Raw genomic sequence first — 16006 nt, 5'->3', positions numbered from 1 at the left:
TAAACTCGAAATCTGGGAAACTGGTGGATCTGTAATCGATGAAGGTATTCTCGAAATGGCAGAAAGATGTGGAATTACCAAACCATGGATGGACGTAGCTGTAACTCCTTTAGGTCAAGGTGCAGGTCCTGCAGTAAGAACTTCCTTTGCTGTAAAAGCTAAATGGGGATACCCTGTAGGTTCTGGTATTCACAACGTACCTTCCGCATGGGACTGGTTAAGAGGATACAAAAAAGAACACAAAGAAGCATGGCCTGTTTGTGATATCGGTTTTAACATCGTACAACAAATGGCTGGTGGAGACTTCGTACTTTTCGGACCTATCGAAAATGCAAGACTCGCATTCCCTGCTTGTGGTATGGCAGATATTATGATTGCTGAAGCTGCAAAAGATATCGGTACCGAACCAGTAGAAAACCACCCAATCAACAACTTATTATAATTTGAAAGGGTCCGAGATTAGATGAGATATTTCATCTAATCTTTCTTCAAATTATAAACTTCTATTTTTTTACTTATTTTGATTATATTTTCATTAATTATTCCATTTTTCTTATTTTGATTTTTTTTCATTAATTATTGCATTTTTCTTATTTTTTCTTATTTTTATTTGCTTATTTTAGGTATTTTTTTTAATTTTTTCATTTCCGATTTTTTCTGTTTTTTTCATTGTGTTTATTCTAATTTTCTGTTATTGTCTGTTTATTCATAACTTAATATTTTTAAATAAACTTTTTTTTTAATATTTTTTAACAAGTTTTCAATCTTATGTATTTTTTTTTACTCATGTTCTTAGACATGCCCATATCTTTATTTATACATTTATAATTAAGTATAAACTAAAAGGGATTTAGTAATATGTTTGTTTTATTTTTTATTACTTTTTATCTATTTTTTCTAAATTTATTTCTCTCTTATTGCTTTTTATTTTTGACATAAGATTTATATATTATTTTAATCAATATTTATATGATAATTTCTTAGTTATTTTAAAAATTAACTTTATTTTAATTTTATTAATAAAATTAAAGCATTCTATGAAATTTTTTGTTCAAAAATTATAAATATTCTTTATGCTTCGTTTTTTTCTTAAAACATTTTTTTAAAAATAGTATATGGATTCTTTATAAATTTTGAACAATTCAATTTTATTTGATTAATTTTAAAATATATTTAATATTTTTGATAAATTTAAATTATTAAGAATTATTATTAAATTATAAATTAATTTTTATAAATTTATCTTAAATTTTTTTAATATTCTAAAATGAATAGCAAATTAATAATTTTAATTTAATTTATTTTTATAATAACATAAAGTAGAAATTATCAAAAATTATTAGAGGTAAACTTTATGTTTAAATTTGACAAAGAACAAGAAGTATTTGATATTGCAGGTGTAAAGATCGGTGGACAACCTGGAGAATATCCTACTGTTTTAGCAGGAACTATTTTTTATGGTGGTCATAATATCCTTGAGGATGAATTAACTGGTGTTTTTGATAAGGAACGTGCAGAATCTTTAATTAAAGATATAGAAGAAATGTCTGATATTACTGGTAATCCTTGTTTAATACAAGTTTTTGGACAAACTGAAGAAGCTATTGTTAAATATTTGGAATTTGTAGGTGACATCAGTGACTCTCCTTTCCTTATAGATTCAACATCTGCTGATGCTAGAGTTAAAGGCGCTCAATATGTTGAAGATGCAGGTTTAGCTGAAAGAGCAATTTATAATTCCATTAATATGTCTGCAGATAAATCTGAATTGGAAGCTCTTGCTGATACTTCTATCTCTGCTTCTATCATTTTAGGATTTAATCCAATGAATCCTTCCATAACTGGTAAATTAGCTATGTGGGAAGATGGAGATGATGGATCTTATGAAAAAGGTTTATTGGAAGTTGCTAAAGATTGTGGTATAGACAAATTTTTGATGGATACTGCAGTAACCCCTATTGGACAAGGAGCAGGTGTAGCTGCTAGAACCTCTTTTGCAGAAAAAGCTAAATGGGGATATCCTGTCGGTTCAGGTATTCATAATGTACCTTCTGCATGGGATTGGTTAAGAGACTATAAAAAAGAAGGCAATAAAATTGCATATACTGTATGTGATATTGGTGCAAATATTGTACAGGTAATGTGCGGTGGAGATTTCGTTCTTTTCGGACCTATTGATAATGCTAAGATTGCATTTCCTGCAGTAGCTCAAACTGACATGTTTATTGCTGAAGCAGTGAAAGATATGGGTACAGTTGCAATAGACACTCATCCATTTAATAAACTGGCATAATTGATATTATTGCACATTTAGAAGTTAAGATTGTTAAATTTTGCAAAAGATGCGATAGGTGTAATTATGAATTATAATGAGTTAATTATAACTATAAAAAGTGGGTATCTTCCTACTAAAGTTGCAAGTAAGGTTATTAGGAATTCTAATAATCAAGTTTTAGTTTCAGATTCTCATGCAAATTTGGTTAATAATGAAGGAGAAGTCATTGTAAACTTTAAAAATGGTGAAGTTTATTTTAATGTTAATTTAATGAACTAATTCACATTTCTTTTATTCCTTTTTTTATTAGTTTATTTTTTATTTTTATTTTTTTATTTTTATTTTTTTATTTTTATTTTTTTATTTTTATTTTTTTATTTTTATTTTTTTATTTTTATTTTTTTATTTTTATTTTTTTATTTTTTTTATTTATAACTTTTTTATTTAATTCTTTTTTTTGAGACTGTAAGATTTTTAGGTTTTTTTTAAGTCTATTCTATTTCTTTTTAGGTAAATATTAATATTATGATTTAAGCTTAACTTTTTCACGAATTCTTTTTTTAATTCTTTTTTCTATTTTAATTATTTTCATTATTTTTTTCATTAATTAACAATTTTTAAAATTATTTAACAAAATTTATATTATTTGATGAAAATATTATATATTATATAGAAGATTATGGGGATTTTTATATGTCTTTTTTAGATAAAATTTTTAATAAGGGACCTAAGCCAATTATTGCTGAAAGTCAACCAAGGGATTTAAGTATTTTAAAAGCAGGTGCTAGACCTCAAGGTCCAGGTGCTATGGCATCAAAACCTGACGAATATTATGTTACTGCTTCTGTAGAGTTAGGTAACACCACTACAAAATGTGTTATCATGGCTACTAATTTAAACAACAGTCAATCTTACCTTATCAACAAAACTGTTAAAATGACAAGGGATGTCAGAAAGCCTAAAGCAGGAGAAGAAGTATTCGGTAAGACTGTTTGGGGAGTAGAACTCTCTAAGGAATCTGTTGCAGACATGATTAAGGGTACTGTTTTGGAATCACTTAAAAAAGCCCATGTAGATATGGAAGAGGATTTAGACTTTGTAGTAAGATCTACAGGGGTAACTGCAGGATTTGCTACTACCAAGGAAGTTGGAGAATTGATTAAGGCTCTTGCTGATGGTTGTCTTGATGCAGGTATTTCCCACAAGAAGATGGCTCCTGCAATGTCTACAGCACACCTTCCAAAAAGACTTCAAAAATACACATTGCTTGATAATGTAATGTTTGATGGTGCTGTAGTAAGTGTAGTTCCACCAAAAGGAAAAGAAGTTGTAGCAAATGAAATGGAAGGGGAACTTGTTACTGCAGGTATTAAGTTAGGTGCCAAATGGACTGAAGTGGACTATAGAAACCCTTGTGTATCCTTGGACTTCGGTTCTACCTTAGCTGGTAGGATTGTAAATAAGGATGAGCCTTATGCAAGTACAGTTGGTAACTTCTTAGGTTTAGCAGGTGTTATTTCCGATTCATTAGCTAAAGGTTCCAAACAAATTGACCAAAAGAATGGTGCTGCATTAGACATATTTGATCCTAAATTGCTTAAAAAGGCTGATGGCAAAAAGCATCAGGAAAAAGCAAAACAGTATGCTAAAGAAGCTCATGAGCTTATTAACATCTGTAAGGTTCCTGAAGGAATCGACAGATTCGGTACTGTTCCTTTAGATGCTGCAGGTGCTAAGGCAGCAGGTACATGCTTGATTGGTTGTGATGTAGGTACCAATGCTGATGGTCTTGATGGCTTAGTTGAAATCGGTGCTAAGATCTATGAGGATGAAGGTATTCCTACATTGCTTGCTACTATGGACCACGTAAGCGCTAATATTGTATACAGAGTTCTTGATGTAGCATTTGAAGAAGGTCTTATTCTTGACGGTTCCATTTTAGGAGTTACTGGAAGAGCTGGAATCACTGGTAAAAAACCTGAGCTTATTTTAGAATATGCTCAAGACAAATTTGATGGTGTTGTATTTGTAGAGGATGGACTTGCTCTAGGTTCTGCAATTATGGCTCGTTGTATGAATTCCATGGGAACTCAAAAGAACCCACTTGGTGGAAACCAAGGAGAAAAATGTATTCTTAAGAAAAGAATGCAAGCACAAGGTACAATTCCAAAATAATTTACCTTGTTTTCTTTTTTTTATTTTATTTTAATTTTTGTTTATTTTTAAATTCTGGTATTATATTTCTTTTTATATTCAACATTGCTTCAGATATTTTATTATAGTTTATACAGTTTATTTAGTTTACTATAGTTTAGTATAGTTTAGTATAGTTTAGTATAGTTTAGTATAGTTTAGTATAGTTTAGTATAGTTTATAGTAGTTTATTCACGTCTATTCGATTTATAAAAGTTTATTAATGGTGTATTTATGATTATCGCTCTTGTTATGGCTGGTGGAAAAGGTTTAAGATTGGAATCTGAAATTGAAAAGCCTCTTTTTCCAATAAATGATAAGCCATTAATCACTTATGTTTTAGATAATATTAATGAATCGGAATTAATTGAAAAGACAGTTGTAGCTGTCAGTCCTCATGATCCAAATACCGAGGATTTTTTAATAAACAATCTAAACTTTTCCCATTTTGACAGTTCATTTTATGACAGCAATAATAATCATTACTATTTAGATACCTTAGGAAAGGGTTATGTAGAAGACCTTTCAAATATTTTGGAAATTTTTGAGAAAAAGTCAAAGGATGATATTCTGATTTTCATCAATGCAGACTTGCCACTTGTAAATAGTGAAATTCTTGATGACATTTTAAGTCATTATTTAAGTCAAGATAAACCTGCATTATCTACATTAGTTCCAGTTGAAATATTTGAAGAATATAGGGTGAATTATTCCTATGAATTTAATGGAAATGTTCCTTCAGGAATTAACATACTTCGGAGTGAAAATGTCGTTCAGGACGAGGAACTTTTAATTATTTCAAGGTGGGAGTTAATTTTTAATGTAAACACTATCGAGACAGCTATATTAGCCAGTAAATTTTTATAATTTTTATCATTTTCATCATATTCCATCCTTTTCCAATCATCATTTTGAAAAAAATTTTTGATGATTTTTTATTTTTTTTGCTGATCTTTTTAAATAATTTTTTGAAATATTATTTATAATTTTTTCAATTATTTTTCAATTATTTTTTTAATTTTTTTTTTTAAAAATTAGATTTGATTTTTTATAAAATTTCAGTTCTATTTTTTCAATTATTTTAATTATTTTCAATCATTTTTATTTTTACTTTAATTTTTGTTTTATTTTGATTTATTTCAATATAATTATTCTTTTTTATTCTATTTTAGTATTTTTTTATCTATTTTGCCTAAAAATATCAATAAGTTTATATATTTCTTTAAATATAAACAGTAATAAGGTAAAATAATATTTTATTAAAATTAGTTATTTTAAATGGTGTGTTTTTTTAAAAAACTAAAACACGAATCATGCCTTCAATCATTTTTATAAAATTTAACTATTGGTGAAAATATGGAAAATGCTGTAGCAAAACCTGATACTCATAGAAGAGAAGAAAAATTATGGAGTGAAATAAAAAGCTATCAAGTAGCTACTAATAATGCCCGTATTTTAGGAGTGCTTGATGAGTTAATTATTAATGAAAAAACTGGTAAAATCGTGGATATTGCTGTAAGAGTAGAAGTTGGACGTAATATTCATGTTAAAGGTGCTAAACGTAGAGGAGATTTATTATTAATCCCATTCACCAAAATAGAAAAAGTTGGAGAATTTATTATAGTAACTGAATAATTTTTCCGATTTTCACTTTTTTTATTTTATATTTTTTCATTATCTAATCTAACTATTTTTAATGCTTAGTCTATTTTTTCTCATTTTTATTAAACTATTTTTTAACTATTTTTAATCCTTAGTCTATTTTTTCTAATTTTGATTTAATATTAACTGTTTTTTTTTAATTTTTATATTTGATCTATGCTATTTTTTCAACAATTTTTGTTAATGAGACCCTCCCTATTTTCAATGATTTAATGAAAAACGAATTTTAATTTATAAAATATTTTTTTAAAATGTAATGTTTTTATATAATAAAATAAATATAATATTGTTATATAAGGTTGTGATATAATGCCGTTATAACTATTGTTATGATGGATTAATAATGCTTTTATTTTAATTAAATTAATCTTAGTAATTTAAATCAATAAGGATTTGATATGATGTTACTTGAAGTAAAAGACTTAGTTGTTGAAGTGGAAGGTAAACGTGTTTTAAATGGCGTAAACCTAGCTATAAGAGAAGGGGAAACCCATGTGCTTTTAGGTCCAAATGGTGCCGGTAAAAGTACATTATTCTTAACTATCTTGGGATTCCCAAAATATGATGTAGTAGAAGGTTCTATCATATTCAATGGAGAGGATATTACTAATTTAACTACTACTGAAAGAGTTCAAAAAGGTCTTGGAGTAAGTTTCCAAAATCCTCCAGCCATTCGTGGTGTAAGTGTTAGGGACTTATTGAAATTAGAATCCAATCAAGACCCTGATGAAGAATTAAATCCAAGAATGCAGGAATTAGCTAAAAAATTAAAGTTCAGTGATGAATTTTTAGATAGGGATGTTAACAGAGGATTTTCTGGTGGGGAAGTTAAAAGATCCGAAATTCTCCAATTGCTTGCCCAAGGACCACTTTTCACTATGTTTGATGAACCTGATTCTGGAGTGGATATTGAAAATGTGGAATTGCTTGCAGGTGAATTGAATGTTTTGCTTGACAAAGATAAAAAGCCTGGTCAAAGGAAAAAGGCAGGTTTGCTTATCACTCATTTAGGTTACATTTTAAACTTTGTTAAGGCTGTTCTGGAGACCCTGATGAAATTTTAGAAGACATTAGAAAAGAAGGATTTAATGGATGTGTTGGTTGTGCGGAATGTAACTCATGATGCTGAAAAGGCAAAGGATAAGAAAGCGGCTTTAGGTACTGATATTGTAATCGAAAACTTTACTAAAGAAGATGTAAATGCTTTTGATGTATTAGATGATATCAATGATGTAGACAAAAAGACTAAAAAGACCTTACTTAGAGTAGGTGTTGACACTGAGTCAGAAGAAAGGTCCGGTTCCTTTTTGCAAATGGATCAATCCAATGTATTCTCTCATTCAATTTCAGATTCCATTGAACTTATGAATACTCAAATGGCTTTAGAAAAATATTCCTGGCTAAAGGATTATATGTGGAATGCCGTTAAGCCTGATGCTGACAAATATACTGCTCAAACTGCACTTCGTGAAGCTGAAGAGGAATTCTGCAGTGGCTATTTCATCAGGTCTTTACCTGGCACTAAAGAGGTTTTCCCTGTACAGGCATGTATGTTCATTGCAGATCAGGATGTTATGCAAACAGCTCACAATATTATCATTGCTGAGGAAAATTCAGAATTGTATTTGATTACAGGATGTGCAACTGGTGAAGATGTTTCTTCCGCTCTTCATGTTGGAGTGTCTGAAATGTATCTTAAGCCTGGTGCTAAAATAACATTCACCATGGTTCATAATTGGGCTGAACAAGTGGAAGTACGTCCTAGAACTGGTATTGTTCAGGGAAAGAATACAACTTACATAAACAATTATATCTTAACCAGTCCTGTCAGATCCATTCAATCCTATCCTACAACCCATTGTAATGGTGAAAATGCAAGGGCATTATTCCAAAGTATTCAAAGTGGTGTTAAGGATTCAATTATTGATGTAGGTTCAAGAGCTCTTTTAAATGCACCTAATACAAGTGCTGAAATCATTTCCCGTGCAGTTGCAAATGATGAATCCAAAATCTTCTCAAGAGGTCATTTGTCTGGAAATGTTCCTAATGTAAAAGGTCACTTGGAATGTCATGGATTGGTATTGGATGACAATTCATCAATTTATGCAGTTCCAGAACTTGAAGCTAATGCAGCAAACCTTGAAATGTCTCACGAAGCAGCAGTTGGTCAAATCGATGAAGAGGAAATCTATTACTTGACTTCAAGAGGATTGACTGAGGAAGAGGCAGCTTCCATGATTGTTAGAGGTTTCTTAAGCATGGACATTACTGGACTTCCTGATGAATTGGCTGCTGAAACCCAAAGAATGATTGACATGAGTTTGGATGGTATGTAGTTCAAACTTTTGGAAAAAGTTTGAACAAAATCTTATTTTGGGAGTGATTCTCCCAACATTTTCTTTTTTTTTGTTGAAATCCTAAAATGATAAAGGATTTATATTAAACAATATATAAATTAATATTATTATGATATTAAAAAATTGAACAAAACTATTTTATGATTATTTTAAAATAGTCATTATTTATATATTGAGGCAAAACTATTTTTATGATTATTTTAAGATAACCTTGAATTATATAGGGGGAAAACACTTATGGATTTTAAAAATTTTTCAGTTCTTTTAGCCATATTGATGATTGTAATGTTTGCTATTGGAGCTGTAAGTGCAGAATCAATAGATGATTCTGATGTATCTGTTGCATTTGGTTCAGCAGATGATGTTTCATTTGATGATATGGGCAGTTCTTTTGAGGGGGAAGTTTCTAGTGATGATTCTAGTTTCACTTCTTTAGAAAATACTATTTTGAATTCTGGCGAATCTGTTGCAGATGATGTTTCATTTGATGATATGGGCAGTTCTTTTGAGGGGGAAGTTTCTAGTGATGATTCTAGTTTCACTTCTTTAGAAAATACTATTTTTAATGCAGATGGTTCACAAATAAGTTTAGATAGAAATTATTCATTTAATCAAAGTGAAGATGATATTTCTGGAGTCAAAATAAGCAAATCACTAATTATAGATGGTAATGGCCATTCAATAAATGGATTAAAGGAATCACGCTTATTTTTAGTATCAAATGCTAATCTTATTCTAAAAAACATAACTTTCATTAACGGTTTTTCAGAAGAGTATGGTGCTGGAATTAATTTAGTAAATGCTAATTTGACTTTAATAAACTGTTGTTTTAGTTATAATAGCGCTAATTATGGTGGCAGTGCTATATATTCATATAATTCAATAGTCAATATAACTGACTGCACCTTTTCATTTAATGGTGCTGATGATTTGTATGTTTTAGGTGGAGCCGTATATGCTGATAATTCTTCTGTAAATGTTGAAGATTGTGAGTTTTTTAATAATGTTGCTGATGAAGGTGGTGCATTATATTCATTCAATTCAACATTAAACATAGATAATAGCATATTTTATAATAATCTTGTCAGATGGTATGGAGGGGCAGTATGGTCTGAAGAAAAGGCAAATATAAATAATTCCCAATTCTACAACAATAATGCTATTTATAAGGGTGGAGCAATTCACTATTCCTATTTTTGGATTCACTTTGGTTTTGCTTTAATAAATAATTCTTATATTTTTAACAATTCTGCAGATTATGGTGGTGCAATTTCCAGTTCTAGTGTAAATCCAGTTAGGATTTATAACAGTGAAATCTATGCGAATACTGCTACTTATGGGGCAGCTATTTCAAGATTAAGCCGTAATGCTATTGAAATAACTGATTCTAAGCTTTACAATAACACTGCTAAAAATGGAACTATATTATATTCATTTACTGTAGGAATAACCGAATTTAAAAACAATATTATTGAGAATAATACTGGGGAAACTGGAGTAATTTATTATATAGTTAGTGGGCGTATAAATAATATAACATCTAACTATGCTTTTAACTTTATCAATTGTACTATTAAAGATAATGATGCAATTAAAGGATTGTTTTACACCTATTTTGATATTTTGAATATAAGTGATTCCACTATAACATATAATGGTGGATGTTACAATAAGACAATTATTTATATAATGGAAATAGGTGAATTTTTCCAAAATAATAATTGGTGGGGTGTGGAAACTCCTGATTTTGATGATTTGGTTTATATTAATAATAAATCTGATGGCACTAATAAAGTTGATGATGATTATTATATTCCTAATGGCTGCACATCCGCTGTTCTTCAAATAGATAATGAATCTTTTGCTTTCTCATTTAGGATAGATTCTCCTGATCACTTTTGCGTTAATATTATTAAACAGGATGGCGGTGTTCTTCAGCGTAAATCTGATTTGACTTACTTCGGGCATACATATATCAGTGATGATGGATGGGTGTTTGGAAGTGGAGGTAATGATGACCCATATTGCAGTGAAAGATTAGAAGCTTTTGCAAAAATCATGGCTAAAGAAAATTGCATTATTGAAGAATTAATTAAAAGAGCTTGCGATTTAAAACAAGTAGCAGATTTGGGGCATTTCTTAGTTAAAGCACCAAATGGAACTTATGTCGCAGTGGATTATTGTTCTTCTAGAGGCAGAACAATTGAGTATGGTGTATTAAATCCTGGAGAATTCATAATCAGTCCTAACAATTATGACTATTATATTAAAGGAAATCTTTCAGATTTGAATTTAAGTGAAAAATTAGAAAATTTATCTCATTATACCATAGACACTGATTTGAATGAGGTTTTCAATGTAAGTGATTATGTTTTCGCAGCAAAATATTTGACCGCTATGGATAAATTCCGTACAAACACAAGAAATTGTGATTTCACATTTTATTATTATACAGAGATTACCGAAGGCTATGAAACTAAAGTTGTGGATGCTTACATATCCAATGATGATGGGTCAATGGCTTTTCCAGATTATCATGAGGCTCTAACCTCTAAGGATGTGCTATTTGGGGACAAATATGTTTATTATGAGATTATACCTATTATAATGGACCAAGTGTATCTTGGCCGATTTAATATTACAAGTTCACCTATTCCAATAAAAACCAAATTAATTGCTTCAGATATGAATATAATTTATGGTGCAGGTAGTTATCTAACTGTGAAATTAATGACAGATGTCAGTGGAAAGGTTTTAAAAAATCAAAATCTATCCATAAGGATATCCAATAAGCTTTATACTATAAAAACAAATGATCAAGGCATAGCTAAATTAGCGATTAATTTAAATCCAGGTACATATGCAGTAAGCATATCATTTGATGGATTTAATGGGTCTCAAGACTATCTTCCTTCATCAAAAAACATAAAAATCCTGGTTAAAAAAGCTAATGTCAAATTGATTGGATCCAACAAGGGTTTTAAAATAATAACTAAAATTAAAAACTATGTGGTTACTTTAAAAACTAATAAAGGGGTCTTGTTGAAAAATGCTAATCTTTATTTGAGGATTGGCGGAAAGACTTTTGTTGCTAAAACCAATAGCAAAGGTAAGGCAACCTTTAAAATCAGCAATTTTTATAGGAAAGGCAAATTCACTGCTAAAATCACTTTTAAAGGCAATAATTATTATAATAAATTAACCATATCTAAAAAAATCACAATAGTAAAAGATAAGGTTAAGTTTATTGCTAAAAACAAGGTTTTTAAGGTAAGGACTAAAATCAAAAAGTATTCTGTTACTTTAAAAACTATTAAAGGTGTTTTGATAAAAAAAGTTAGGCTTTATTTGAGGATTGGCGGAAAGACTTTTGTTGCTAAAACCAATAGCAAAGGTAAGGCAATCTTTAAAATCAGTAAATTTTACAGAAAAGGTAAATTCGCTGCTAAAATCAGTTTTAAAGGCACTAAGTATTATATTCCTTTAAGCCAAACTAAAAGAGTTTCTATAAGATGAATCTATCTTTTCTTCTTTTTTTTATTTTTTCTCATGTCTCGTCTTTTTTTTAAATTAAATGCATGTATGCACTTGCTTTCGCAAATATTTATATTGGGCTATTTTTAAAATATTCATAAAGAAGGCTGAATTTGTATAATTTGTGTGATTTTAGTTTTTTTTTTTAAACAAAATTAGATTTTAGGAGGGGCATTATGGACATGAATCTTATTAAGAATGCAGCAATTATTCTTGACTTTATTGTTTCAATCATTGCAGCAATGATGCAAGCTTCAAACCCTGGATTCTCAGGTATGTTATTCGGATTATCTGCAGTAATCTTATTTGTAGCTGTAATCTGTGTAATTGTTGAAGTCATCCAAAATAGAAATTGATTTTTTTTTCAAACATTTTTTTATTTTGGCTTTGTTGAAATCCTATAAATTTATGTAAAAATTTTTAAAAATTACTGTTAAAAAGATTTAAAATAAAATTTTAAAAAAGGTTTTCAACAGGCCCTTTATTTTTTTATTTTTTTATTATAGTTTTTAAATTAATTTCTTATATTTTTAATTTAATTTATTATAATTTTTAAATTATTTTATTATTATTTTTAAATTAATTTTATTATTATTTTTAAATTAATTTTATTATTATTTTTTTATTTCATTTTCATGCATTTTTATATTTTTTTAAAATTTTCAATTTTCATAAATTCAAGCAAATTCTTTATTTTAGGCTTTCCTTAATTTTTAGGGATTTTTTCATTTTCATTCTAATTTTATAGAATTGTTTTAATACATTATAACTTAATTTGTATTTCTTTCATTACTTTATATTAATTTTTAATAGAAAATATGTATTTTTTTAATGAAATTATTCTTATTTTTCCTTATTTTTCAATTATATTTCGTATAAATTGAAATTAAATTTTAGACTTTGTAATATCTTTTTTAGAAAAAGTATTATAGTATTTAAATCTTTTGTCTTTACATATAATATATAATCAGTACATTAATGTTAAGCTGAGCTAGCTCATTAGCGTACGATGATTTGAGATTAAGGTATGCCTTAACATACTTTAATATAGATTTGAAAAACTTTTTTAAAAAAGAAATTAGATTGAAATCTATTAACTTTGAAAATTTTGATTTGGGTTTTTAAAGTTAAACGGAATTCTTTAATTTTTTTGATTTGGATTCAAGAAGGTAATCTATTGGGATTTTTTGATTTGGATTCCTATAGATTAAAAATAGTGAAAACTATTTAGGTTGAGTATCTCAATTATTTCAATTTTAATAAAGTTTAATATTTTCAATCGGTATTAAATTAGTTGAATCATATCAGTTTTGATTTGATGATATGATTTAGCGGTTATTGGATTGAAATAGTTGGATGAGTCTTAAAATAAAAGTTTAAATTTTAATTTAGGACTATAAACTAAATATTTTAATAGAGGAGGATAAACTCTATGTCTGAAGATGTAAAAATTGTAATGTTTTGTTGTAACTGGTGTTCCTATGGTGGAGCAGATACTGCAGGTACTGCAAGAATGCAATACCCACCTAACATTCGTGTTATTAGAGTAATGTGTTCTGGAAGAATTGACCCTCAGTTTATTTTAAAAGCATTCAGAGACGGTGCTGATGGTGTATTCGTAGCAGGATGCCACATGGGTGACTGCCACTACGATGCAGGTAACTATAAACTTGACAGAAGAATGAGATTAGTTTATAAATTAGTCGAAGATATGGGAATCGGAAGAGAAAGAGTCCACCACGACTGGATTTCTGCTTCTGAAGGTGAAAAATTCGCTAGTTCTGTAAAAATGATGGTAAACAGAATTAAAGATTTAGGACCTTCCCCATTAAAAGCACAATTAGATGCTGAAGGATAAATTTAACTGGAGGATTATTTATGGTAGATAAAGCTAAAGTAGGAACTATGTGGCTCGGAGGATGCTCTGGTTGTCACTTATCCATTGCGGACTTTCACGAATCTTTATTAGATGTTTTAGAATTAGCACAATTCGAATTCTCACCAGTATTATGTGATACTAAATATGATGAAGTACATGAATTAGACGTACTCATTGTAGAAGGTGGAATTAGAAACGAAGAAAACAGAGAATTAGCAGAAATGTTAAGAGAAAAAGCTGGCCTCGTTATTGCATATGGTACTTGTGCAGCTTACGGTGGTATTCCTGGTCTCGGTAACTTACACACTGTTGAAGAATTAACTACTGAAGGTTACATCAACTCCTGCAGTACCGTAAACCCAGAAGGTATCATTCCTAACGAAGATGTACCAACCTTAGAAAGCAGAGTAAGACCATTAGGCGAAGCAATTCAAGTTGACTTATTGATTCCTGGTTGCCCTCCAAAATCTGACGTAGTAGCAGAAGCTATTCTTACCTTATTAAACGGAAGAACTATCGAATTACCAACCACTAACCTTTGTGAAGTATGTCCTAGAGAAAAACCACCTGCTGGACTCGCTATGGACTTCATTAAAAGACAATTTGAAGTTGGTAAACCAGAAGAAGATTTATGTTTAATTGCTCAAGGATTAGTATGTATGGGACCTGCAACCGTATCCTTATGTGGTGCACAATGCCCAAGTATTGCTATCCCATGTAGAGGATGCTACGGACCTACTGCTAAAGTAAACGATGCAGGTGCAAAAATGATTTCTGCGATTGCATCTGACTACGGTATTAACGAAGATAAAACCGTAGACCCTGAACAAGTAGCTGATCAATTAGATGATATTGTAGGTACTTTCTACACTTACACTTTACCAGCTGCTTTAGTCCCTGCTAAAATGCAAAAAGGAGGAAAATAATATGGTAAAACTTACTATGGAACCTGTAACTCGTATTGAAGGTCACGCAAAAATTACTGTACACCTTGACGAAGCAGGAAATGTAGAAGACACTAGATTACATGTTATGGAATTTAGAGGATTCGAAAAATTCTTACAAGGACGTCCAGCTGAGGAAGTACCTCGTATTGTACCTAGAATCTGTGGTATTTGTGATGTACAACACCACTTAGCAGCTGCTAAAGCTGTTGACCAAATCTATGGATTTGACGATGATGAAATCTTACCTGCTGCTTACAAAATGAGAGAATTAATGAACTGGGGATCTTACATGCACTCTCACGCTCTCCACTTCTACTTCTTAGCAGCACCTGATTTAGTCATTCCTGATGGAACCAGAAAAACTAGAAACGTTTTCCAAATTATCCAAGATATGCCAGAAGTTGCTTTACAAGCTATTAAAATCAGAAGAAATGGTTTAGATATTGTATCTGCAACTGGTGGTCGTCCAATTCACCCAACTTCCTCTACTCCTGGTGGTATTTCCACTGAATTAGATGAAGAAACTCAAGCTGACTTATTAGCAAAAGCTAAAGAAAACGTAGAATTAGCTCAAGCAACCATTGAATTAGCTGTACCTATCTTAGAAGAAAAAATTGACTTAGTCAAAACCTTAGGTTACTTCGGTGACACCCGTCACTGTGGTCTCGTTAACAATGGTGACTGGGATGTATATAACGGTGTAGTAAGAATAAAAGACAAAGATGGTTCTATTTACACTGAATATAACAACCTTGAATACAAAGACATTGTTGCTGAACACGTAAAACCTTACTCCTGGTTAAAATTCCCTTACATTAAGGAATTAGGTTACCCAGAAGGTATTTACAGAGTAGCACCATTATCTCGTATTAATGTTTGTGACAAAATGCCTGATGCAGCTCCTTTAGCACAAGGTGCTTTAGAAGACTTCAGAGACAAATTCGGTTATGCACAATACCCATTATTATTCCACTGGGCAAGATTAATCGAATTATTAGCTTCTGCTGAAATGGCTGTTGACGCTTTAGAAGGCGACTTATCCGGTGACAAATTCCCAGATGCATTAGAAAGAACTGCTGGTGAAGGTGCAGGTATTGTAGAAGCTGCTCGTGGTACTTTAATCCACCACTACACAACTGATGACGAAGGTTTAATCACC

Annotated in this window: 11 protein-coding genes and 2 pseudogenes; all 13 read left to right on the top strand. The window is 30.0% G+C overall.

The window, feature by feature from the left end; translation table 11 throughout:
- Window positions 1–442 (top strand): annotated as a pseudogene (locus QZV12_RS13385) (tetrahydromethanopterin S-methyltransferase subunit H); the annotation flags it as partial.
- Between the two features lie 912 nt (window positions 443–1354).
- Window positions 1355–2293 carry a tetrahydromethanopterin S-methyltransferase subunit H gene (gene mtrH / locus QZV12_RS13380; RefSeq protein WP_295622648.1) on the top strand — a complete coding sequence of 313 codons (939 nt, stop codon included), beginning with the start codon at window positions 1355–1357 and terminating at the stop codon, window positions 2291–2293.
- A gap of 66 nt (window positions 2294–2359) precedes the next feature.
- On the top strand, window positions 2360–2554 hold the full coding sequence (locus QZV12_RS13375) for a hypothetical protein (protein ID WP_295622646.1): 195 nt from the start codon (window positions 2360–2362) through the stop codon (window positions 2552–2554).
- 414 nt (window positions 2555–2968) lie between these two features.
- Complete coding sequence (locus tag QZV12_RS13370) at window positions 2969–4450, top strand: methanogenesis marker 14 protein (RefSeq protein ID WP_295622644.1); 1482 nt, start codon at window positions 2969–2971, stop codon at window positions 4448–4450.
- A gap of 252 nt (window positions 4451–4702) precedes the next feature.
- Window positions 4703–5335 carry an NTP transferase domain-containing protein gene (locus QZV12_RS13365; RefSeq protein WP_295622642.1) on the top strand — a complete coding sequence of 211 codons (633 nt, stop codon included), beginning with the start codon at window positions 4703–4705 and terminating at the stop codon, window positions 5333–5335.
- Between the two features lie 489 nt (window positions 5336–5824).
- Window positions 5825–6103 carry a PRC-barrel domain-containing protein gene (locus QZV12_RS13360; RefSeq protein ID WP_295622639.1) on the top strand — a complete coding sequence of 93 codons (279 nt, stop codon included), beginning with the start codon at window positions 5825–5827 and terminating at the stop codon, window positions 6101–6103.
- Between the two features lie 428 nt (window positions 6104–6531).
- Window positions 6532–7253, top strand: a pseudogene (locus QZV12_RS13355) (ABC transporter ATP-binding protein).
- Window positions 7219–8466, top strand: a complete 1248-nt coding sequence (locus QZV12_RS13350; RefSeq protein ID WP_295622637.1) for a SufD family Fe-S cluster assembly protein — start codon at window positions 7219–7221, stop codon at window positions 8464–8466. The pseudogene QZV12_RS13355 and the gene QZV12_RS13350 overlap by 35 nt, the downstream one beginning before the upstream one ends.
- A 258-nt stretch (window positions 8467–8724) precedes the next feature.
- Window positions 8725–12003: a hypothetical protein gene (locus QZV12_RS13345; RefSeq protein WP_295622635.1), complete on the top strand. Its 3279-nt coding sequence runs from the start codon at window positions 8725–8727 to the stop codon at window positions 12001–12003.
- A 200-nt stretch (window positions 12004–12203) separates the two neighbouring features.
- Complete coding sequence (locus tag QZV12_RS13340) at window positions 12204–12377, top strand: hypothetical protein (protein ID WP_295622633.1); 174 nt, start codon at window positions 12204–12206, stop codon at window positions 12375–12377.
- Window positions 12378–13453: 1076 nt separating this feature from the next.
- Window positions 13454–13879, top strand: coding sequence for a hydrogenase iron-sulfur subunit (locus QZV12_RS13335; RefSeq protein WP_295605478.1), 426 nt, complete (start codon window positions 13454–13456; stop codon window positions 13877–13879).
- A 20-nt stretch (window positions 13880–13899) separates the two neighbouring features.
- The gene (locus QZV12_RS13330) at window positions 13900–14826 is read left to right on the top strand and encodes a F420-nonreducing hydrogenase (RefSeq protein ID WP_295622631.1); all 927 of its coding nucleotides are present in this window, start codon (window positions 13900–13902) and stop codon (window positions 14824–14826) included.
- A gap of 1 nt (window position 14827) precedes the next feature.
- Window positions 14828–16006, top strand: a 1179-nt coding sequence (locus QZV12_RS13325) for a Ni/Fe hydrogenase subunit alpha (RefSeq protein ID WP_295622629.1), incomplete at its 3' end; no start/stop codon positions are given.

Source organism: uncultured Methanobrevibacter sp., assembly GCF_902769175.1.
Classification (GTDB): domain Archaea; phylum Methanobacteriota; class Methanobacteria; order Methanobacteriales; family Methanobacteriaceae; genus Methanobrevibacter.
The sequence above is the reverse complement of the archived record's forward strand: the minus strand, read 5'-3'. Positions and strand labels throughout refer to the sequence as shown.